Annotated in this window: 18 protein-coding genes and 1 tRNA gene; 6 read left to right on the top strand and 13 right to left on the bottom strand. The window is 56.2% G+C overall.

Annotation, left to right across the window (positions count from 1 at the left end; all coding sequences use genetic code 11):
• Positions 1 to 49: 49 nt before the first annotated feature.
• From K0V07_RS14140 to K0V07_RS14130, 3 genes are all read right to left on the bottom strand, one after another.
• Complete coding sequence (locus tag K0V07_RS14140) at positions 50 to 304, bottom strand: 2Fe-2S iron-sulfur cluster-binding protein (RefSeq protein ID WP_220622034.1); 255 nt, start codon at positions 302 to 304, stop codon at positions 50 to 52.
• A gap of 48 nt (positions 305 to 352) precedes the next feature.
• Positions 353 to 1492 carry a methylmalonyl Co-A mutase-associated GTPase MeaB gene (gene meaB / locus K0V07_RS14135; RefSeq protein WP_220622033.1) on the bottom strand — a complete coding sequence of 380 codons (1140 nt, stop codon included), beginning with the start codon at positions 1490 to 1492 and terminating at the stop codon, positions 353 to 355.
• A gap of 111 nt (positions 1493 to 1603) precedes the next feature.
• Positions 1604 to 3955 carry an alpha-L-rhamnosidase C-terminal domain-containing protein gene (locus K0V07_RS14130; RefSeq protein WP_220622032.1) on the bottom strand — a complete coding sequence of 784 codons (2352 nt, stop codon included), beginning with the start codon at positions 3953 to 3955 and terminating at the stop codon, positions 1604 to 1606.
• 83 nt (positions 3956 to 4038) lie between these two features.
• Here K0V07_RS14130 and K0V07_RS14125 point away from each other — a divergent pair, with 83 nt between their 5' ends.
• The 4 genes from K0V07_RS14125 to K0V07_RS14110 all read left to right on the top strand — a co-directional run bounded on the left by K0V07_RS14125 (position 4039) and on the right by K0V07_RS14110 (position 9229).
• A complete protein-coding gene (locus tag K0V07_RS14125; RefSeq protein ID WP_220622031.1) occupies positions 4039 to 4935 on the top strand; it encodes an AraC family transcriptional regulator in 897 nt (298 codons plus the stop codon).
• 262 nt (positions 4936 to 5197) lie between these two features.
• Positions 5198 to 5273: transfer RNA gene (locus K0V07_RS14120), tRNA-Lys, on the top strand.
• A 195-nt stretch (positions 5274 to 5468) separates the two neighbouring features.
• Entirely contained in the window at positions 5469 to 5954 is a 486-nt protein-coding gene (locus tag K0V07_RS14115) for a hypothetical protein (RefSeq protein ID WP_220622030.1), read from the top strand.
• A 1061-nt stretch (positions 5955 to 7015) separates the two neighbouring features.
• Positions 7016 to 9229, top strand: a complete 2214-nt coding sequence (locus K0V07_RS14110) for a BT4734/BF3469 family protein (RefSeq protein WP_220622029.1) — start codon at positions 7016 to 7018, stop codon at positions 9227 to 9229.
• A gap of 454 nt (positions 9230 to 9683) precedes the next feature.
• On the opposite strand, the gene K0V07_RS14105 is transcribed toward K0V07_RS14110, so the two are convergent.
• The 4 genes from K0V07_RS14105 to K0V07_RS14090 all read right to left on the bottom strand — a co-directional run bounded on the left by K0V07_RS14105 (position 9684) and on the right by K0V07_RS14090 (position 11410).
• A complete protein-coding gene (locus tag K0V07_RS14105; protein WP_220622028.1) occupies positions 9684 to 9875 on the bottom strand; it encodes a hypothetical protein in 192 nt (63 codons plus the stop codon).
• 32 nt (positions 9876 to 9907) lie between these two features.
• On the bottom strand, positions 9908 to 10291 hold the full coding sequence (locus K0V07_RS14100) for a paraquat-inducible protein A (protein WP_220622027.1): 384 nt from the start codon (positions 10289 to 10291) through the stop codon (positions 9908 to 9910).
• Between the two features lie 112 nt (positions 10292 to 10403).
• Positions 10404 to 11138: a hypothetical protein gene (locus tag K0V07_RS14095; protein WP_220622026.1), complete on the bottom strand. Its 735-nt coding sequence runs from the start codon at positions 11136 to 11138 to the stop codon at positions 10404 to 10406.
• Positions 11135 to 11410, bottom strand: a complete 276-nt coding sequence (locus K0V07_RS14090) for a hypothetical protein (protein ID WP_220622025.1) — start codon at positions 11408 to 11410, stop codon at positions 11135 to 11137. The genes K0V07_RS14095 and K0V07_RS14090 overlap by 4 nt, the downstream gene beginning before the upstream one ends.
• Positions 11411 to 12599: 1189 nt before the next feature.
• Between K0V07_RS14090 and K0V07_RS14080 the strand changes: the two genes are divergently transcribed.
• Together K0V07_RS14080 and K0V07_RS14075 are read left to right on the top strand one after the other, a co-directional pair.
• Complete coding sequence (locus tag K0V07_RS14080; RefSeq protein WP_220622023.1) at positions 12600 to 14768, top strand: DNA methyltransferase; 2169 nt, start codon at positions 12600 to 12602, stop codon at positions 14766 to 14768.
• Positions 14765 to 17332 (top strand): DEAD/DEAH box helicase family protein, encoded by a 2568-nt coding sequence (locus K0V07_RS14075; protein WP_220622022.1) that lies wholly within the window; start codon positions 14765 to 14767, stop codon positions 17330 to 17332. Before K0V07_RS14080 ends, K0V07_RS14075 begins: the two co-directional genes overlap by 4 nt.
• A 158-nt stretch (positions 17333 to 17490) precedes the next feature.
• On the opposite strand, the gene K0V07_RS14070 is transcribed toward K0V07_RS14075, so the two are convergent.
• The 6 genes from K0V07_RS14070 to K0V07_RS14045 all read right to left on the bottom strand — a co-directional run bounded on the left by K0V07_RS14070 (position 17491) and on the right by K0V07_RS14045 (position 21851).
• On the bottom strand, positions 17491 to 18261 hold the full coding sequence (locus tag K0V07_RS14070; protein ID WP_220622021.1) for a DUF932 domain-containing protein: 771 nt from the start codon (positions 18259 to 18261) through the stop codon (positions 17491 to 17493).
• Between the two features lie 263 nt (positions 18262 to 18524).
• Positions 18525 to 18761, bottom strand: a complete 237-nt coding sequence (locus tag K0V07_RS14065; protein ID WP_220622020.1) for a hypothetical protein — start codon at positions 18759 to 18761, stop codon at positions 18525 to 18527.
• Positions 18745 to 19017: a hypothetical protein gene (locus K0V07_RS14060; protein WP_220622019.1), complete on the bottom strand. Its 273-nt coding sequence runs from the start codon at positions 19015 to 19017 to the stop codon at positions 18745 to 18747. Before K0V07_RS14060 ends, K0V07_RS14065 begins: the two co-directional genes overlap by 17 nt.
• A complete protein-coding gene (locus K0V07_RS14055) occupies positions 19014 to 19835 on the bottom strand; it encodes a PD-(D/E)XK nuclease family protein (protein WP_220622018.1) in 822 nt (273 codons plus the stop codon). The genes K0V07_RS14060 and K0V07_RS14055 overlap by 4 nt, the downstream gene beginning before the upstream one ends.
• Positions 19832 to 20308 (bottom strand): hypothetical protein, encoded by a 477-nt coding sequence (locus tag K0V07_RS14050; protein WP_220622017.1) that lies wholly within the window; start codon positions 20306 to 20308, stop codon positions 19832 to 19834. The genes K0V07_RS14055 and K0V07_RS14050 overlap by 4 nt, the downstream gene beginning before the upstream one ends.
• Positions 20309 to 20450: 142 nt before the next feature.
• Positions 20451 to 21851: a hypothetical protein gene (locus K0V07_RS14045; protein ID WP_220622016.1), complete on the bottom strand. Its 1401-nt coding sequence runs from the start codon at positions 21849 to 21851 to the stop codon at positions 20451 to 20453.
• Positions 21852 to 22332 lie beyond the last annotated feature (481 nt).

Here is a 22332-nt window from a genome sequence, read left to right as displayed (position 1 = left end):
AAATGCCCCATAACCGGGATGAGGTCAACCACTTGCTCGATGGATACCCTCAGGCGTCGATCTCTACGTCCGTTTTGGGGACGCTGCAGCACAGGAGGATATTATCATCGTCGGGGACACCGTCGTGCCCCTCGGGGTAGTCCACCTCGCCGCTGGCGAGCCGTTGCTGACAGGCGGTGCAGTTGCCCATGCGACAGCCGAAGTCCAGGCTCAGCCCCTCGGCCTCCGCCAGCTCCAGCAGGCTATCATGTTCACCGGTCCACTCGGCACTGACGCCGGATTGCAGGAAGGTTACCTTTGCCATGGGACCTAGCATACAGGCCCCGCCGTCTTTTTCAAGACGTTGTCTTGCTCAATGATTCTTGAAGTACTGCAGCAGAAGCTCCTCGACGGAGGCGCCGACGCTGGTTTGCCCGGCGCGGATCTCGGCCTCCATCTGCGGCAGACGGTCCTTGATCAGCGGGTCGCGGAAGAAGCGCGTCTTCAGGCCCTCCTCGATCAGCGCGTGCATCCACTCGATTTGCTGGCTCTGGCGACGCTTTTCAAAGAAGCCGCTCTCCTGCGTGGTGGCGTAAAAGCGCTCAATCGTGCCCCAGACTTCCTGGATGTTAAAGCCTGTCTCCGCCGAGCAAATCCCGGCCGTCGGCTTCCAGCCCTCGGTGTGGGGCTGCAGGTAGCGCAGCACGCTGTGCAGCTCGGAGCGTTTGGCCTTGGCGCGGTCGACATTACTGCCGTCGGCTTTGTTGACAAAGATCGAGTCGGACAGCTCGATGACGCCTTTTTTGATGCCCTGTAGCTCGTCACCCTGACCGGAGAGCATGAGCAGGAGGAAAAAGTCCACCATGGAGCGCACGGTGACCTCGCTCTGGCCGACACCGACCGTCTCAACGAGGATGACGTCAAAGCCCGCCGCTTCGCACAGGACCATGGTCTCGCGGCTCTTGCGGGCCACGCCGCCGAGCGTACCGGCGGCGGGGGAGGGGCGGATAAAGGCGTCCGGGCAGCGCGAGAGGCGCTCCATGCGGGTCTTGTCCCCCAGTACACTACCGCCGCTGACGGTGCTGCTCGGGTCCACGGCCAGCACAGCGACCTTCTTACCCATCTCGCACAGCATCATGCCAAAGGCTTCGATAAAGGTGCTCTTGCCCACGCCGGGGACGCCGGTGATGCCGATGCGGGCCGCGTTACCGGCATCCGGGATGACGGCATTGAGGACCTGCTGAGCCATTTCCTGGTGGGCGGTGGCGTTACTCTCGATCAGGGTGATCGCACGGGCCAGGATGGTGCGGTCATTGGCACGAATGCCCGCGATGTAGTCATCGGCGGAGAGTACGCGGCGCTTTTTGATCGGGGTGCGCAGGGCCGTATTGTGAACGGTCTGGCCGGGCATGCCATCATGGCCGCCCGAGACACCCTTCATCACCTCGGTGGTAAATGTTTTCTCGTCGGCACCCTCGGGCACCCATTCCGGTCTCTGCTTCTCTTGAGCCATGTATATGGCATTTTTCGCGCAGAGGTAGGTTCAGTCAAACGCAATCCGTGATCTGCCCCCTGATAGCCCCCGATCAGAGGGGCTATCAGGAGAGAACGGAGTCGCTCATCGCTAGAGCTTATACCGGTGCGTGCCGGTCACACTGAGCGGCTTCTGGCCGGGTAGGGTGAGGGTGGCCTTGACGCCGCGGGGTAGCTTGAGCTGGCCACTGATGGTGCCGTCCTTGCGCTCCCAGCGCGAGATGATGTCCCCCCTTGGGCTGGGGATGCTGACCTCTGCGCTCTCGCCTTCGAAGAGCGGCTCGCAGGTGACCGCTTCCCAGCCTGGAGCAGTCTGCCGTATCCCGCCGAGGATCTGCATGAGGTGAAAGAGCGGGTGGGCCGACCAGGCGTGTGAGAAGCTCTCGTCTCCGCGCCGGGGTTCGAAGTTTTCCCAGCATGTGCCGTGCTCGGCCATCGGGCTCCAGCGCTTGCGGATGTCTGCCAGCACATCGGCTCCATAGCCGTTTTCACCCAGTACGGTGAACAGGTACGTGATCCAGTAGGCCGAGGGGTGGATGTCGGTCGTGTACTCGCCGCGCAGGTAGGGCACGATCCGTTTTTCGAGCATCACCTTTTTGTTTTTCGGGCAAAGCTCCGTGATGATGGCCAGTGTCTGGGCATGGACCGAGGTGGACGGGTCGATCCTGCCCTTTTCGTCATAGCCGTCGCGCATCAGGCCGCTGCGCTTGTCGATGAGCTTGAGCAGGTTCGTACGCTGGGTCTTGGCCCACTGGCGACAGGTCGCGGCTTGTTTCTTGTCCCCGCTAAGCGCATACATCTGCGCCAGCCGGTCGAGCGCATGCAGCAGCCACAGATTATAAACACTGGAGCAACCGGTCTTACGGAGGCCCGTCCAGTCCAGGAACAGCCAGTAGCGCGGGTCGTAGTGGAGCAGCCCGGTCTTGGCGTCGGTCCACTCGCGGAAGTACGCCAAGGAACTCTGGATGGTGTCCTGGTGGGCTTCAAAGGCTTCCAGTGAGCCCGTCTGCCAGTAGTGGTCCCAGAGGGTCACGATCCAGATCAGGGTAAAGTCCGGCAGCACGCAGTTATGGGCCATGGTCGGTGCGTGTCCATAGGTGATCCCGGACGCCGCCTTCTGCGTGGCAATCTGCTTGATCCCGCGTCGGAACAAACGGTCATCGCCGTCGAGGTGGAAGGTGTTCCAGGCCTGTACGCGGGCATCGCCCCACCACTGGGCCTGCTCACGCCAGGGGGTGTCTACATAGGCGTCCATGCTGCACACACGCTGGGTCCACGCGCAGGTTTCCCAGATGGCATTGAGGGCCGTGTCGGAGCTGGTAAACGAGCCGTTGTGCTTGAGCGGGTAAAAGGTCGTGCACAGGCTGGGGGAGACGGTGATCGCTCCGGCGCTGTCGCGTACCGTCAGGATCATGTAGCGGTAGCCAAAGGCGTGGTAAAAGGCGTGGCGCTGATCGCCGGGACGGCACGTGAGGCGCTGGCTAAAGGCCATGCGGCAATGCGCGCCGGGGATGAAGTCCGGGCATAGCGTATCCGCGTTGATGGTCTCGTAGTGGTGGGTCTCTACGATTTCGCCGCCCTTGGCCCCCTTGATGTCCAGAATGACGCTGCCGATATGGAGCTTACCCAAGTCGATCAGAACGCTACGCCAACCATTGGCGGGAGTCTTCGAAAATGGAATCGCTGCAATGTCTCCCTCGAAAGGTTCATGGGCGAGCCCTTCCTCGAAGCGGGTGATGCTCAGGTTGCGCGTGGTGAAATAGTCCTCGGCGTTCTTGCCCTCTGCCCGCCCGATAACGCGGCCGGGGCGGATTTCATTCTCTTCCAGCATAGCAGTCCCACGGGGTTCAAGGTCGGACCACGGCTCCCCGTTCCAGACATTAATGACGCACGCGTTCTGCCAGGTGCTAGCGTCGTAACCTGGAAGCATCCACTCCGGTGACTCCGCGCGCAGATCGATGACCTCCTGCTGGAACAGCTGGAGAGAGCTCTGCACCATGTCCTTGCGGATGCTCTCCTGGCGACGTGCTTGCCACGTGTCATCGCTGAGGATTTTTGTTTTTCCCCACTGAGCGGCGACGAGCAGACCCGCATAGCCTTGGGTCAGGTACTGGAAATTGCTGAAGGATGGGTTGTGCCCGCGCACGGCGATCAGGTTCTTCCCTTTTTTTAGCCAGCGACTGACATCGACCTCGTCGTAGGGCCAGCTGTGCTGAAACCCTCGTGCGGGGCCGCGGCACACGTACTCACCGTTAATGGTGAGCTGGTAGGACTGGTCGGCAGTGATGAACAGCGGGGCTTTTATCGGCACGCTCGTGAGCGTAAAGTCCTTCCGAAAGACGGCGTAGGCGTTGATCTGGTCCCAGTTTGGCTTATAGGCCCATATCCATTTGGCCTGCGTGAGGATTGCCGGGGGCGGGGTAGACGAGGGGGCTGATTGCATGTTCGGGAGTATAGCGGATTCCAGCGTTGAGCGTTACCGTTTTTCTGTTTAAAAAATTCCTATAAATTGACATTGTTGCTGATATGCCCATCCGACTGCACACCCAGGAGAACGAGCTGAGCCACGTCGAGGTGTCTCCCGATACCTGGTTTTTCATGAACCATGTCTACCACCATGAGGCAGCATCGGCTCACGACCATGACTACGTGGAGCTGGTCTTTGTGATGGATGGCTCAGCACGTCACCTGACGGTGCGCGGTGAGGTGAACTGCCGTAGCGGGGACGTGCTCCTCATCCCGCGTGGTGCCTGGCACGGGTACACCCACTGTCGCTCCTTTGAGCTGATCAACTGTCTGTTCTCCCCTGGACTGCTCGAAAACGAGCTGGGCTGGCTGCGGACGGAGCCTCCCTTTGCTCAATTGCCGGGGTGGTCGGATTCGCTGATCGGCACCGACATTACGCAGTTTAGTTTACCTAAGAGTAGCTTCAAAATTGTGCGAGAACGCCTGAATGATCTGGAGGACGTCTACCAGCGACAAGCTGTACGCCCAGAGCTGCTGGGAAGGCTGCTACTCGTTTTAGACTGCCTCAAAGACGCGCGCAACGAATCCGAGTCATGGGCCTCAGGTAATGGGGAGCGCCACCCCTCAGTACGCTCGGCGTTGGGGCTGCTGCACACAGAATACGCGCAGGACTGGACTCTGGAAAAGCTCGCTAGCCGGCTGCGGCTCAACGGCAGCTACCTGATCCGCCTTTTCAGTGCAGAGGTAGGGATGCCGCCCATGAAGTACCTCGCCCTCCTGCGTGCGCAGCGTGCCGCTACGCTGCTGGTGACGACACGCCTCCGCATCGGTGAAATCGGAGCTCGCGTGGGCTGGCACGAGCCGAAGCTGTTCTCCCGGCAGTTCCAGCAGCACTTCGGGCTCAGCGCGAGCGAGTATCGCCAAAAATTACTCAAGCCCTTTGCCGGTAAGGCCTAAGCAGGCTACTGCTGCGATAACCTGACTGTGGGATTCTAAAGCGATCATCCTCTTTTTCGACGTTGATGGCAGACGTCTTGGAGGACGGCTACTGAGCGCGAGATCGACCTATCTGCGCTGCTCCCACTGACTTTTTTAAAGAAATGCATTTTTGTGACTTTTTCCCGCTTGACGCCTTCCGACTCACTCCTACTATCAGCCGTTTTCCTCAATACGGGTTTGGCCTTTTGGTGATGCCCAACGAGGATTTGACATTGGTTACGCCTCCCTAGCTCAATCGGTAGAGCAGTTGACTCTTAATCAATTGGTTCGGGGTTCGAGTCCCCGGGGGGGTACCAATGAAAATCAACACTTTACGTTGTGTTGGAGCGACTTAGGGAATTTAGACCACCGAGGCCGAGTCTCATCCAGTCTCAATAAATTTCGCTCAGTCTCGAAAAACCCCCTGTTTTTGGGCAACTTTTTGGGCAACTATTTTTGAGCTTTTCAGACCTGTTTCGGACGGATAGTCCTCATGGTAGTAATCCTGCCCGATGAGCGCCGCCCCGAAGTACGATCCCAACAACGAGATTTTTGTCCGACGTGAGGACTTTGACCGTGTCTTTTTGAAGGCCATCCCCAAGGCGACGTTCCACCGCTGGGTCAATGAAGGTAAGATCAAGAAGGCCCGGGATCTGGAGGGCTGGTACCTGCTGAACAAAACGCTCGTACACCAAGGGATGGAGCCAGTGGACGTCGAGGAGTTCCGGCAGGAGCGGCAGGAGGTGCCCCAGGGCCTAAAGAATAGCCAGTTACTTTACATCGCCGTCCTGCAATCCGACGCCGCCTTCGAGATACTATCCCCACCGCGTTTTAAACTTCCCGGCACACTGACCCCGGAAGAGGTCGGCAAAATCCAAATCCTGAAGGCCGAGCACCTCAAGCTCATGGACCTCTACACGGAACGGTCCGAGCGCATCATCTACCGGCATGGTTTCCTAGATGCCTTAGATGCGGCAGCTTTCGTTGATGGAGAATAAGTGGCCGGAAGATGGTAGGGGAGAGAGGAAGTAACCCTGTATTCGCTATCATGAAACGACATATCATCGGGCACATAACAGCCCTCTGCGCCGACTTTTTTTGACCTCGTTGGCGTAAATCACGCCGAAAACAAAAACGAACGTGCACCGGGAATATCCTGAAATCCGGGGGGGGAAGCTTTTGGTGCGTTTTTGAGGGTGCTAAAAAAATGACGATATTTCTGTAAGTTATTTAATATGAACGGATAGTGAAAAGATTGGAGAGATGTTGGTCTTTCGGGGTGAAATTTAAATTACTAAATGTTAGTAAGAATTTTCACGTAAAACAGTAATAAGGGAACACTAAGTATAGAAAAGGACTCGTTAATTGGTCCTTATTGTCAATAACAAGGCCCCCAAATGCGCCCTCGTGGCGCTTATTGCTACTTAGCAGGGGCTTATTATTGTGGCCGGGGAGGGTACGTTTTGCGCGCGAGGCGGGGATGATTTCTGGGGAGGGGCAATGTATTCGCGGACCCCGTTTCGGATGTAAACCATGGTTGTCGGATGTATGCCCCCCCCCGTGACACGTTTTATGTGTCCTCTCTGTCCCCTGTCCTCAGATGGTTTCGACTTCGTTTCTCTTGCTCTCCTATTCCTGGAGGGATGCCTCTCTCTTTCTCTGGTAGCTGAATTTTATTCGGGGACAACGGGGACAGAACTCTATAAAGCCTTTCGTAGGCAAGGATGGGAGGTGTCCTCGGATGTCTGAAGGATTAGGGGCATGGGGGGGGTACGAGGGACAAGATAAAAAATGCCTTTCATAAGATTTTCTACTTGACAACTTCCCATTCATTTGATCTAATGATGCCTTTCTGGTCTTTAGGGATGTTTTCCCTGTGCTGCCTGCTGTTTTAAGATCACCTTCGTTTTTGGGGCTGGGTTTATCCAGCCTACGTGTTCAGCAGGCAGGCGGGGTCATTCGATGAAACACTCGGGTGGCCCCCTCAGTTATGCCTGCTAAAGACATCACATCAAAAACCGAAATCGGCGCGGCCACCAACCATACCGCGCAGCATAGTATGAGAAAGATTGTCCTCGGGGAGGCTCTTGAGCAGGTCCGTCGTGGGCACGATTTTAAGGGGCACAGTTTACAGGCCCTGATTCAGACCATCCGAGATTTGAGGGATGGTGAAGACGAGCAAAGGAGGCGACTGAAAGGGCAGCTACCCGTTCTGGTTTTCAGTGGCTTTAGTTCCACCAATTCCCGTGAAGAGCTTGAGGGACACCCTAATGGCATCATCTGTGTAGACATCGATAAGCTGTCCGCAGGGGAGGTTAGTCGGGTGCGGCAGCTGCTCGTGGAAGACGAGCATACGCTTGCCTGCTTTCTGAGTCCGTCCGGAAACGGCTTTAAGGTTCTGCACCTAATTCCTGACTCTCAGGCCAGTTGGTCAGAGAACTACCAAATGGTGGAGGCCTACTACAAGAGTCAGCACGACCTGAGCATCGATCCCTCGTGCAAGAACGTGAACCGCCTGTGCTACTACAGCTACGATCCAGGCCTCTATATTAATGAGGAGGCGCACCGGCTGCCATGCGTTGAAATTGAGAAGGCGCATGCCCGGCGTCCTGAACTCTCGATACAGGAGGACGGCGACTCCTGCGCGATGGAAAGGGGCCGGGCTTTGCTGGAGCTTGTCCCGGATCGAGTAGGTGAACACTCAGAGTGGATACGCTTTTGCGGTGGGGTATCCAACTACCTACAGGCTAATGGCCTTGCCGCTGATGAGGTCCTCGCAATCTTTACTGAGAAGTGGCCCCTCGATGAAGATGTGTCGCAGCTCAAGGTCTTGGTCCGTGAGCGCAGGCCTACTCCCATTGAGGCAGCCGAGGCACTTGCCAAGGGCCTTAACCCCTCTGGGTGGGCCGACTATGAGAGTCGTTACCTGGACTCATGGACTCACTGGAGAGATTATGCCTATGACTCCGTTTCAGACCAGTTGGTTGACATACACAGTCTAACCGCACGCACGCGCAAGGGCTTTGACTTTAAGTATGCGCGCGAGCGTCCTCTCGTTCGTAATGGAGATAAGGTTTCAACGATGTCTCCCAGCACATACACCATCGAGCGATGTCCGGAAGTCGCAGGGATCGAGTATGCCCCCGCAGAGGTTCGTCCGATTTTCGTCCTTGGGAATGGAGAGCGTATGCTCAACCGTTATCGGCCGGTGGAACACGTTGGAGTTGCTTCCCGTGAGCGTGTGGAGGCAGCACATAAAGTCTTGGTCGACCATGTCGGGCACATGTTTGCGGACGAGCAGGAGGCTGCCCTGTTACTCGATTACCTGGCATGGTGCGTGCAGAATCCCGGGCAGCTAAAGTCCTGGATGATTATTCTATACGGTGTGCAGGGAGACGGGAAGAGCTGGTTTCGTGAGTTGATGGAGGCGGCCTTGGGAGAGGACAATGTCGGTGTTCTTCAATCGAGCAACCTTGAGGATCGGTTCTCCTCTCCGGCCTATGGCAAGTGTCTCACGTTCATTGAGGAGCTGAAACTGGATAACGTGCACAAGTACGATACGCTGGAGCGACTGAAGAGCCTGATCGGCAACCGCCGTGTCAGCCTGCGGGAAATGCGCAGGGCTCCCCGTGAGGTGCGGGCGACGGCAAACTATCTCGCGGCCACCAACCACTCCGACAGCTTGCCTGTCTCGGACAATGAGCGTCGTTTCTGCGTGCTGACCAGTCAATGGGTGGACCGCAAGAACGAGCTGAGGGCATGGGTACAGGGCCATCCGGATTATTATACGACGCTGTACCGGATGGTTCGTGAAGAACCAGAGGCCTTTCGCAAAGCGCTGATGGATTACCCCGTGAGTCAGAGTTTCCTCAATGCCCATGAGGCTCCCCGTACGCGTGGGACCCTCCGTATGATTGAGGAGGCCATGCCTGCCGGTGCTGTCGAGTTGGGGAACTGGATCGAGCAATGGGGCGGCCCATGTATCAACGAACGCTTCGTCTCCCTGCGAGAGCTGAAGGAAAAGCACGGGGAGGAATCAGACCCGCAAACCCGGCATACCGCTGCGATTCTTACCCCGATGCCCAACCATAAAAAGCTCGGAGTGTTCCTGCGGCAACTCGGCTACACGGTCCATGAAAAACGGTCCGTTCGACTCGGCCCTGATCGCAAACAGAATATTACCCTGTACCTGAAGCCGCAGGTCGATGTCGAGGAGGCGTTTAGTATCGTCAAAGGGACTACATGCGGCCCCGACTTAGGGCAGCCGTTGTAATTGTTCAGCTATTTCGCGAGCCCAGCTATCACCGGGCTCGTTTTTTTACCTCAAAAAAAAACACACCCTCACCGGCGGTACGATCAAGAGACTTTCACCTCGTCGGTCTGTATCGCTCTCCATCGAACATATAGACCCTCTTTGACTGCGGCACGGTGCCATCGCCCCTGCCGGAATGACCTTCCTCGTTTACAAACTCCAGAGTGCCGTCCGAATCGAAGTCGCGGAAGTGATAGACCTCGCCCCCACCGCGTACGGGGGGAAGCTCACGTATATGGCCATTTTCCAGCAGGAAAATACGCATGACCCACTCAGGGGCACCAGTAGCTGGAAACTCCCGCTCGCGTTCCATAATGACCAGCGCTGGAACTGCCGGTGCCGCGACCGCATCCCACGGCCTTAGCGGGGAGAAGACAGACATCGCCTCATAGGGCAGCTCCAGACAGGTGCTTTCCTACAGCACATCAGCATAGCGTGGATGGATGGTGTGGATAGTCTTCCCGCCTTTGGTGATGACAAAAGACGTGATGTAGCGATCGTCATCATAAGTGGGCTCGATTCCCAATGTGCCATCGACATGTAACGGTGTATTGATGGCCCAGCACGCGAGTGCGATGCCCAGTAATCTCAGGAGGAGTACGATCATGTTCTGTTCAGTCAGGGTTAATGAAGGGAAGTCTAATGGGTCAGGGGCTTGATCTGGATAGACGCAACGATGCTCAGGATGACGGAGAGCAGAAAAAAACCGATGCCCCATTCGATATGAATGCGTGTACCGCCGGGGAAGGATTGAAAGGCCAGGACGAGCATGCCCATGACAATCACATCCAGCATGGAGAACTTCCCCAGCGTTCCGGCAAACTTGAGCGACCTGGTAGCCGGAAGCCCATGCTCCAGTCGATAGACAGCGCTGTAAAACACGCAGAGCTTCCAGACAGGGAACAGCACTGAGAACCCCAGCAGAAGGCTGGCCAGAAAGAGATCCCCGGAGAGGGCCAGGTGACAGATGCCCGATAGGATGGACTTGCTCTCGGGCTCGCCGACCGGGAGGTAATTCTCCACGCCCCAAAAGCCGGGCTTTATTGTCAGGCACGGCAAAACAAGCCCCAGTCCAAGCGTAACCGCGCTCAAAAGGAGTAACCTGCGGATACCAGCCAGCTTGCGTCGTCTCATCTCAGCGGGCATACTTCTGCTTGAGGTAATCGGTGAGGAGTTCGGTGGGGACGATTTCGAGGCTCAGGCTTGAGACCTCGCTCACCCCGTCCATGCGCTGCCCGGTGTAGGCGTTGCTACCAGTGTGGAGTTCATCCAGGGCCAGCGCATAGGTACCCGCGACTTCGTCTGTCGTCAGGTCCTTATCAAGCACCTTGATGGTCAGGCTTGCCCCGTCGGTTGCCAATAGCCTCGCGGCCTGAATCATTTCCTCGGGCGATACCGTGCCCGCTCCGCTTGTCGCAAAGCCGAGTATCTCGCCCGAGTACCTCAGCCCGATCTCGGACCATTGGGCCAGCAGGGTATCATGGCGTACATCGCTCTTAAAAATGCGCTCATTGCCGTGCCCGGTATAGAGTTCGTAAGCGATATCCGGGGCACTCCCATCCAGGTCCCAGCCTCCCGGACGGGAGAACAGGTTGACCTCGCTGATCCAGACGTAATAGGTTGCCCCTGATTTCAAGGGCTGCCCGGCGATGAAGCCGGTTTCCTCATCGTGGTTGTCTCCCCACAGACCGGCAAAGAGCGCAACCCCCAGCACAACCAGCAGCGGAATATACCAGCCACTCTCCCTGAAGCGTTTAAGCCGTTCGTGTTCCCAAAGCCCAGCGAGCTTGTCCCAAGTACCTGACTCTACCGGGTTCGGAGCTTCGGGCTCTGACGATGGATCGTGTTCTTGAAGAGGTGGCGTGTTCATGGATTGTCGCAGGGGAAGAAATGCCCCTGCCGGTACGGCAGAACCACTATCGGCAAGGCATGGCTCTCGATGACTCCCTCCAGGCGATGGAGGTATTTCTGGTGGGACGGTTTCTCAATGATGAGAATGATCGCGGCACGCCTGCCAGTCTGGGCCGCGTAGTTAAGGCTCTGCCCAATGGCCTCGGCCCACTTGTCGGCAAAATCGACCTCAATCGCGTACTCGTCGGTCAGGATGTCGCAGCGTGTTCCGTTGGGAAGGGAGATTTCCATTTCCCCCTTCAACACCCTAGCAGCACAATCTCTGTAGTGAGATTCTGGATACAATCGAGCTGCCTCCAGCGAGGCACCGGATCCAAACAGGCAGCAGACAAAGAGCATCATGCCCATTCGCCATTGGCCGAGTGTGAGTAGCCACCCCGGAGAATTGCTCGCTGCTTTAGCGGCCATAAAAATAAAACCCAACGCACATGCCTGCATACAGGGCTAGTCCGAGCAGATTATAGAGTTTCTCCCGGTAGCGCAGCGTTCCCATGCACAGCACTAGCCGATACCGGTTACGGCCTACTCCCCGGGGAAGGGATGTCGGCCTGTTGCCCGGAAGCATCCATGTGCAAGTGGATTTGCTCCTGAGCATCGCTCGCAAGTACCGGCAATTGATCCAGAGCCGCAAGAGTGACTTGGTTTGTTTCCATACCGCCCATGCCCAAAAGCCCCAAAGGATGGTCCAGAATATGTCCCGATAGAGACTAGCGCCAACGGTTGAGGTTGTTGTGGTGACAGAGTCCATGTCAGGGTACTTTCAGGTACTTGTTCGAGGTATTGGAGAAGATGACGACCTTTCCCTTCCCCAGCACAGATTGCAGAAAGCTCACGTGCACGGGCAGTTCTGGTTTCTTGGGTTGCTCTGAGCACCCCAACAGGCAGATGGTGGCGATAAGGCACAGAAGCAGCGCGGAGAAGCAAAAGCAACTGGACCCCGCAGGAGACAGGTTGGTGTTTTCATCGAGTTATCCGTGGGTTGTTTTGATCCTTAAAACGGACCGACTAACACAAAAACATAAGATCATAGGGTTACCCGTCAAGCCCTACGATCGTATTGTTTTGGGGTGGATAATTCGCTGGCGGAACTGGGAGACAGATTACGGTCATTACGGGCCAGGCATGGCCTCACACAGGAGGAGTTTGCACAGTTGGCGGGTATCGGCTACAAGTTCTACCAGGACATCGAAGGTGCCCGGAAGAAAGAGATCTGGCTCTCGACCGTGGAACGCCTTGCCGCCCCCTATGGCTTAAGGGCGTGGCAGCTATTGACCCCAGACATGCCCGAAGACTCAAAGCTAACCAGGAAAGCCCCCAGCAGCCGGGTGCATCGGGGGTGAGGGGCTGTTTATTCGAGCTAAGTGGCTAAAATTCAAGAATTCACTCGATTTGTCCGCTGAAAACTTATCAATGATAGATTGTGTCCCGATTAACTGATCTCATATCTAAGGCAAAAGCAGAAGACCCACAGCTTGGAGCCGATCTGGAGCGCGAGTTTCGTGCATTGTCGTCACGGCTGTCTTTTGGCTTGAATTTCGAGCGTCACAGGCCGGAAGCGGTTGAACTGCCAAATCGACCGGTACGCAAGGGGGACAAGGTTCGGGTGCTGCCTCCCCGTGGTTCGACCACCACGGGCGATCAGCGGCTGTGGCAGGTAAAGGCTGTTCGGAAGGGCAAGAATGAGGCTGACCTTGAATTGCCAGAGGCAGAGCAGGTAGAGGTTCAAACTGTAGCAATAGACGATCTCATCGTTATCGCAGAGTTTGGCGACAAGATATATCCGGGGCTCATTTCCACGGGGAAAGTCTCACAAGGCGGCGATAAGCCCTGGCACACGGTCATCAATGGTGAGAACTACCATGCCCTGAAAGCCCTGACTTGGACGCACCGGGGCAAAGTGGATGCCATCTACATCGACCCCCCTTACAATACCGGGGCAAAGGATTGGAAATACAACAACGATTACGTCGAGGGTGAGGACCTGTACCGGCACAGCAAGTGGCTGGCGATGATGGAGCGACGCTTGCTTGTGGCGAAAGAGTTGCTGAATCCGGCTGACTCGGTGCTAATTGTCACCATTGATGAGAAGGAATATCTGAGATTGGGGTTACTACTAGAGCAGGTATTGCCTGAGGCTAGGATTCGGATGATTTCAACCCAGATTAACTCGAAAGGGGTCGGAGTTAGCGAAGGGTATAAGCGTGTTGACGAATATCTTTTCATCGCTCGTTTTGGTTCACAGGACATCACTCCAAGCGTTACGCCACTTCTTGGCGCTAAGCCCATTGACGGGGTTGAAATCGACCCAAGCGACGATGAAGATACCTCTCCCCGTATCGGATTAGACTGGCAAACGGCACGTAGGCGAGACCTTCAATCAGTGAGGAGAACCCGTCCTGCTCAGTTCTTTCCGATCTACGTTAACAAACTCACGGGACTGATTGAATCGATCGGTGAAGCAATCCCACATGAACAGGATAGACATGCTGTCGAAAGCAGACCGGGATGTGTGACTGTGTTTCCAGTCCGCGATGATGGTACTGAGATGAATTGGAGTGTAACGCGCACCACGTTTGTTGACCGATGGAAAAAAGGCTATGCTCGTGCTGGAAAAGCTACGCCTAATAAGCCGCAGCCATATATTATCCAATACCTTAAGAGTGGCCCTATTTTAGATATTGAGGAGGGGCGCGCTATCGTAGAGGGGCACAATAAAGACGGCTCTGTTGTTGCATTCTACGAACAACCAAATGCAAAGGCCCCTCCGACACAGTGGTTTTTGAGGTCCCATAATGCAGAGCACTATGGGACCAAAACATTGGGAGCCCTCGTTGGTCGACGAAAATTTCCTTTTCCAAAAAGTCTCTATGCTGTGGAGGATGTTTTACGTCTCTTCGTAGTAAACAAACCTGAAGCCGTTATACTCGATTTCTTCTCTGGCTCTGGTACGACGGCTCACGCAGTCATGCGGCTCAATAAGCAGGACGGAGGCAACCGTCAGTGTATCAGTGTGACCAACAATGAAGTAAGTGCGGACGAGCAAAAGGGGCTCCGCGAGCAGGGCTTGCGCCCTGGCGATCCCAAATGGGAAAAATTCGGCATTTGCGATTACATCACCAAGCCTCGTGTGAAGGCTGCCATTACCGGGAAGACGCCGGAAGGCGAGCCGATCAAAGGCGACTACAAGTTTACCGACGAGTTCCCGATGGCGGACGGCTTTGAGGAAAACGCGGAGTTCTTCACCCTGACTTATGAGACTCCGCTGGCCGTCAGTTATCAGACCGCTTTTGCTCGCATAGCACCCTTGCTTTGGTTGCGTGCAGGCAGTGTTGGCCGACGCGTCGATAAACTTCCCGCTGAGGGGTGGGCTGTTGCAGACGCTTACGGTCTGCTGGTGGATCTGGATCGTTCGACAGATTATCTAAAAGCCGTCCACAAGGCTGATCGTCTCCGGGTTGCCTATATTGTTACCGACGACGAGCGCCGCTTCCAGTCGCTGGCCCGTCGCCTGCCCGAAGGGGTGGAGGCAGTCCGGCTCTATGAATCTTACCTGACCAATTTCGCATTCGCTAACGGAGAAGACGCATGAAATTTACCCTAAAAGGCTACCAGACTGATGCCGTCATCGACGTGCTGGATAATTTGAAGAAGGCCCGCAGACGCTGGCACGAAGATACCGACCGTCATGCGTTTTCACTCACAGCAGCCACCGGGGCGGGTAAAACGGTGATGGCTGCCGCTGTCTTCGAGGCGTTGTTTCATGGCGACGATGGTTTTAACTTCGACCGCGATCCCGGCGCGGTTGTGATCTGGTTCAGTGACGACCCTTCCCTGAACGAGCAGACGCGTTTTCGTCTGATGGAGTCCTCGGACCGCCTGCGGCATACGGATTTGGTTGTCGTGGAGAATACCTTCAATCGTGCTAAGTTTGACCCCGGAAAAATCTATTTTCTGAACACTCAGAAGTTAGGCAAAAAGAGCCTGCTTGTGCGCGGATTCGAAGGTGACGAGGAAGACGGGACATTTCCCACCATGCGGCCCGATCTACGTAGCCACACGATCTGGGACACGATCCGAAACACCATTGAAGATCCGGCATTGACGCTGTATCTGGTCCTGGACGAGGCCCATAGGGGGATGGGCACCCAAGTCCGTGAGAAGTCCACCATCGTCAAACGCCTTATCAACGGAGAAAACGGTGTGCCGGGTATTCCCGTGGTTTGGGGGATTTCCGCGACGGTGGACCGTTTCAATAAGGCGATGGAAGTGGCCACTGGCCGTACAACCCTTCCGCCAGTGACTGTTGATCCCGTGCTGGTGCAAGAATCTGGCTTGCTGAAAGACACCGTAATCCTCGATATTCCCGATGAAGCGACGGGAGATTTCGATACGGTTCTGGTTCGTCGGGCCACCGATAAACTAAAGGAATCATCGAAAGAATGGGCCAGCTACACGAAGCAACAGGGCACCGATGAGGCCGTTTTGCCATTGATGGTGATGCAAGTGCCAAACAAGCCCAGCCCCAAGGATATTGGACGAGCGCTTGAGATCATTTTTCAATGCTGGCCAGATGTTACTGAACACAATGTGGCGCATGTTTTTGGTGAGCATACAACCCAGGAATTCGGTAACTATTCAGTCCCTTACATTCAGCCTCAGCGCGTGCAGGATGACATGTGGGTACGCATTCTGATTGCCAAGGATGCCATCAGTACAGGCTGGGATTGCCCACGCGCAGAAGTGATGATTTCTTTCCGCCCGGCAAGCGATCAGACCTATATCGCGCAGTTGCTTGGACGGATGGTGCGCACTCCTCTAGCTCGGCGTATTCCCGGTAATGACCGACTCAACTCCGTCGATTGTTTGCTGCCGAAGTTTGACAAGGAAACGGTAGAGGCGGTTGTAAGGGTCTTGCGTCAAGGTGGAGGTGACACCCCGCCGACAGGACGCATTCTGATAAATCCGGAGGAGATGAAGCCGAACCCGGAAGTGCCGGAATTGGTTTGGGAGAAATTCGTTTCCCTGCCGTCGCAGACTCGGCCACAGCGCGGAGCAAAGCCTGCGATTCGCTTGACTGCATTGGCGCATGAGCTGTCAGCCGATGGTCTGCTCTCGGGCGCGGGAGGCAAGGCACATGCAGCGATGCACAAGGTGCTGGATAACTTCATTGATGAAAGGGCTGATGCGTTCGAAGAGAAGCGTAAATCTGTGATGACGGTCGAAGGTCGTACGATCATTGCTGACATGCTGAAAGGTGGTACCAGCGATGCTTCTTTCCAAGCCGAAGCTGATGAGGCAGTAATTGGTGATGCCTATCGGCGCACGGCACGGATCGTCAGTCCAGACATTGCCCGGACCTACACTATTGAAAGGGCAAAACGACAACCAGAGGCAGAAGATGATTTTGATGATGCTTTGATTGAAGCTCGTGAGGATGTGGCAGCTCTTCATCTGATGGAGAATTTGCAGCCTGTGTTTGATGCCGAAGCCAAGAAGCTGGCCGACCAGTGGTTTTCAGACTACAGCGACGAGATCAAGAAACTGCCCGACGACAGGCAAGATGCCTATCGGCAGATCGTAGCACTAAGCACAGAACCACAGGATGTGGGGTTGGCGCGGCCAATGTCACGATTCGAGCCGACTAAAGCCCGTGAACCGAATGGGCTGGAAGTGGATATTCCTCTCTATGGGGCGCATTTGCTTTGCAACGAGCAAGGGATGTATCCTGTCGAGCTTTGGACATGGGAGAAAGGAGTCCTGGATGTGGAACTGAAGCGTGATGGATTTAAGTTCTGGTATCGTAACCCCGATCGACCGAGTCAGGACTCGTTAGGTATCGCCTACAAGTGTGACGATGAGACTAAGATCGTTAGGCCGGACTTCGTTTTCCTCGCCGAGGTTGATGGCAAGATTGTTGCAGACATCGTCGATCCACACGGTTTTCACTTGGCTGACGCTCTCCCTAAGTTACAGGGCTTGGCTGCTTATGCCGAAATCCATACTCAGTTTTACCGCAGGATCGAAGCTGTAGCATTGGTAGGTGGTAAACTTCGATCATTGGACCTGCTTGATGATGATGTTCGTAAGGCAGTGAAGGAGGCATCCAGTGCGGAAAGTTTATACAAAGGCGTGCTTGCAAGAGATTATGTGTAGGGGGCACAGACTTGATTTCTTCACCCGATTGCCCGACAACGTTCTTCCAGCTAAAAGAAAAGCCCCGGCGCCCCAACGCGCTAGGGCGGCGGGACAGGGGCTTTTCTTGGTGTAAACCATGGTTTACATGCTTACCTTGTACAGTCTCCGTCGCCCGCTCAGTTCAATCCTAGGGCGTGATCGAGGAGTTGGTGGAGGCGGTGGGTCCGGGTGGGCAGGAGGTTGAGGTTGCCTTTGAGGGCCTCGGTGAAGGCGTTCTGAAGGCTCCAGGCGGTCCGGGGCTGGAAGGCCTCATGCCGGGGTTGACGCCATTCTTGCAGGACTTTGGGGATGGTGCTGTTGGCCATGACACCGGCATCGACGGCGCGGACAATCAGGTCGTGAGCCGTGCGATCCTGAAGCGTGATGCGACGGTAGTAATCCACCCGGCGGTCATGTCGGTCCCAGTGATGCCTGAGTCCTGACACCGCCTCCTTGGCAAGACTGGGGAGATCGTGCAGGATGCGCGGAGTGTGCTTACGGGCCAGCTGGATTTCTCCTGAGAACGAGAGATTATCGCAAACTAAAACCTGGCTCCCGGCAACGACTCCGGCGGAGAAACGCTGGTCGTGGCTGTTGCGGACGCCGACCACATAGGTGTATTCAAGTCCCGATACGGGGGCGTCGACTTCGAGTAGCCCGAAGTAGCGGGCGTTGTCATGGGTGAGGCCGTGGGCTTGGCCTGCAACGGTGAAGCCCTGTTCGAGTAGGGCGCGTTCGACGACTTGTAACAACCGGATGTGCGGAATCGGTCTCCAGGTAGAGGTTGCCCGGGGAGTCTTGATCTGGGCAAGGTCGCACCGGCTGACGGCATGGCTGCCACAGTGCAGGAGCAGGTTGCAGCGTTGGGGAGCTGCGGGTGAGACGGGTTCAATGGTGTCTGTGATCATGGTGTTGATGCGTTGAGGTTGTGGTTTTGAAAACTACGAAAAACGTCCTGCTTTCGTAGCTTTTGGGAAAATGCTGATTCGCCTGTATGTTCGATAAATACTGGCCTGGGAGTCAGTGGTGTCGTAACCGGGTATGGGAGTGCCCAGTCCCTGATACCGCACCGAATGGGCAGGTGGGATAGCCTCCGATGTTTGGGAAAAGTAAAAGCCCCGCCTCGTGTGATCGAGGCGGGGCTGTATTGGCCGGGTATGACAGATCAGGCTCAGCGGTAGCGCTCACGGTCCCGTTCGTACTCGGGGTATTCCGGGACGAAGGGCGAACGTCTCACCGCTCCCACGGCATAACCGATAGACCCGATGAGGACCGCCACGGAGATGACCAGGAACGGGCTGAGCGTTTCCTTGGCCTCGTTGACGGCCCCGATGGCCACCGGCCCCACCAGCGTGCCGACGCTGTAGGCGGTCAGCGCGACGAGCACGAGCTTAAGGACGGCATTCATGGTGAGGCAGGCTGTTATGTTTACGTTTCATCCGGCGCGGCGGGCTCAGGTGCTTATACCTGGCGGCCCGCACGATGCTGCTGCCCCAGATGAGGGAGCAGGCGACCGAGCATCCCCCGACCCAGTACAGGGCATGGGCCAGTGGCAGGAGGACGGGTTGCTCGACCGGAGGAGGTGAGGGTGGTTCGTCGTGGTCGTTGAGCATAAAAATGCCCGCGCCCACACTGATCACAGTGATGAGGATGGCCTGGATCATCGCGCCCCTCCCGTCCATTTTGCGCACTGCGAGCGGTAGCTGCACCAGGCACAGTGCATGCCCGGTTGCGGATGAAACCGCTCGTGGTAAATGCCATCCACCGCCGCGCAGGCGATGTCCAACACGCGCTGTTTCTCTCGTTCGCTCGCCGGTGCCAGCCGGTGCACGATAACCTTCGGGACCTTGGTCTTGACGAGGAAAACCAGTTCGCGACCCTCGACCTTTTCGCTCGTGGCCGACTCGATCAACAGTTGGTAGAGCGTGAGCTGTACCTCGTGCTGAAAGGCTTCGAGCTGGACGTTTGGGGTGCTCGCACAGGTCTTGTAATCGACCGGTACGTTGCCCACCCGAACCAAGTCAATGTAACCGAGGACCGGGCTGGGAAGCACCGGCAGGTCCTCCTCCAGTTGGACTTCGACACCGAGCGGAAGCTCTGTCATCTGCCCGTGCTCGGAGTCCAGGTAAGCCTCGACCATCTTGATGCCTTTGTCGTGATTGGTCTGTCGCGTATCCATGTCCGGATACACAGGGGCCTCATCAGGCGCATTAAACGCCTGTGTGAAGGCCTCGATCACCGTCGTCCGCTCGTGGCACTCCCCGCGCCAGCGAGCGCGGTGAAAGTGTTGCAAGGCGGCGTGGACAGCCTTACCCAGGTGCAGGCTTGGGGAGACAGGCTCGGGCAACTTCAGGACCTTCTTGTACCAGAACTTCAGCGGACAAGTCAGGTAGAGTTTGACCGTGCTGGCCGAGATGTGATCAAGCAAGCCATCGGTGGAGGGCTGCTGGCCGTTGCGGTCATGTTCCAGTGGCTGGATCATGACCGGTTCCTCCCCTTGGCAGAGCCGTAGGTGCCGATCAGTTCGTCGATCAGTCCGGAGGCCTGCATCTTGTTGAGGCGGGTGAGGGGCGTCTGGAAGCGGCTTTGGGCTAACTCTTCCAGCGCATCAGTCGTGAGGCCGTGCTCCTTCATCATCCGCTCGATCAGGGCCTGCTGTTTAGGAGAACAAGTCCATCCGCTCGATGCCTGTTGGCTGAAGGCCGGGCGGTTGGGGTCTGCCCGTAGCGGTGTGCGTGCGGGCTCGTGTAGCGATGAACCGGATACAGGCAAAAAGCCCGTCTCCTGAATGTCCCGGTCCACCGCCTCCTGCAGTTGCCGGTACAGGTGCGTGCTGGCCTGCTGGATGTGGGCGAGGTCGTTAACCTCCGTGCGGACCGTGATGGAATACTGGTGCGAAGAGAACTGCGGCAGGCCCAGCTTCTTCGAGTAGTTGGCTTCGAGGGTGATAGCCATGAGGAATCCTTTCGAATGCGACCGTGTGGGTACGAAAAAGCCCGGCGACGGGTCGGTGTCTGCCGGGCTTCTGATAGCGAGCACGTCCCGCTATCACGGATATATAACGCAGGTCGAATGCTTTTTGCGCAGGGGAGGGGGCTTACAGCCCGAGTGCCCGTTGTCGCTGCCAGTAGCCGTTCTTGGGCAAGTCGATGTTGTGCTTGATGCAGCGCTTGCGGATCGCGTTGTCCGAGATCCCTAAATCCTTGGACAGCTTCGATAATGGTTTTTCCCACACCAGTTTGGCCAGCTCTGTGTCGTCGGGCCAGCTTACGCTCTGCTTCGCGGGTAGCGATCCAGTGAGGGGTACGTTCTTGAGGGCGTCTGGAGTCAATGCCCAGAACTCGGTCACATCCTGCGGGTCTTCCACCACGTCACGGTAGTGGAGCATGATCATGCTGTCGCTGGTACCGTTGCGGGTTGCGACTTTGCCGATGTCTTCGTCGCGCTCGATCTGGTAGCTGATACTCGTATGCCGGAGAATGTCGCTGACCCATTCCTGGGGTTGGACAGCGTCTTTGAGGGTGCCCATTTTCTTATACCAGTTTTTCGGTATACCGGTGAACGGAAATTGCTCCAGCCACGCCTCCAGTGCGGGCACAATGGTGACACGGCGCTTGATTTTGCCCTCCATTTTTCCGCCGTAGATGATGAGATTACCTGTCCGGATGTCCGAGACTTTCAGGTCGGCCAGCTCGCTGGGACGTAGCCCGGCAAAAAGCATGATGGCTACCGAGGCAGCCAGCTCACCCTCACGGTAGCTTTGCGCAGCCCGGAGCAATTGCCGGACTTCCTCCAACTGAAGGATCACGACATTACGCTTCTGACGCGGTAGGGCCTCCAGGTGGTCGCAGGGATTTTCCAGGCAATACTTCGCCCGCACAGCCCAGTTAAAGAATGCGTTGAGGCCCCGTCGGTAGCTGCGTTGGGAGCCGATATGCTCATAGGCGGACAGTATGGTGGATATATTGCGGGTGGTAAAGGCGTGGACCGTTTTGTTCGGGTCACCTTGATAGAGCAGTTGCAGGCACTTGCGGTAGTAGTTGATGGTCTGGGGCGAACGACCGACGCGTGAGGCCAGGAACTTCTCAGCGGACTGGTAGATGCCGATCGAGGAGATTTCCGGTCGGTAATGCCTTTCAAAGAAGGCGACAGCGTTTTCGAGGCCGACATCACTGACCTTGGTGATGCGCTCGTTCAGCGCCTGCAACTCCAGTACCTGCTCGGTCAGCGTACGATTGGGGTTGTGGGAGAGGGCGGTTTCCGCATCGGCGATCTGTTCCGGGGTCAACTTCGTCCGGGTGAGGTGACGGTCAAATTTACCCTCCTCGCACTCCCTCTCCATGCGAGCCCTGAATTCGATGGCATCAGCTTTGTAGCGGAAGTTTTTGCGGATACGCTCGCCATCCGGGCGATAGCCCGCTACACGATAGGATATGTTGCCCGAAGCATTCCTGAAGTCTTCAATCTTGAACCGCTCCTTCTTGTTCGGCCTAACCATGCTTGTAGTATGGGCAATATTTTGGGCAACTGTCGAGTAATAAACTTATTGAGACTGTGTAAGTATTTATATATAAATAGTTTATTTATATATATCCGGGGACTCTTAATCAATTGGTTCGGGGTTCGAGTCCCCGGGGGGGTACCAATGAAACACCTTTTAAATCAACGGTTTGTGAAAAGGTGTGTTTGGCCGGGTTTCACGATTCTGGGCGAAAAATGCGCAGAAATCGGCAGAGATGGGCACAATTTTTAGCCTTGGGGTATTAAGTGGGGTATCAAGGCAGCACACTTTAACGTGGAAATTCCCACGTTTCTGTCAGATCGACGTCTGACTGGGTGCGGATTGCGTGGTTAATTTCTTTTTCGGCCAGCGTCACCCATTGTTAGTGCTAGTCTTTTTGAAGGCCATTCCCAAGGCGACTTCCGCCGCTGGGTCAATGAAGGTGAGTGAAGAAGCTTCGGGTAAAATGCAGAGCATG

The organism is Ruficoccus sp. ZRK36 (assembly GCF_019603315.1).
GTDB lineage: Bacteria > Verrucomicrobiota > Verrucomicrobiia > Opitutales > Cerasicoccaceae > Ruficoccus.
Note: the sequence above shows the minus strand (reverse complement) of the source record. Positions and strands in the feature narration are given on the sequence as shown.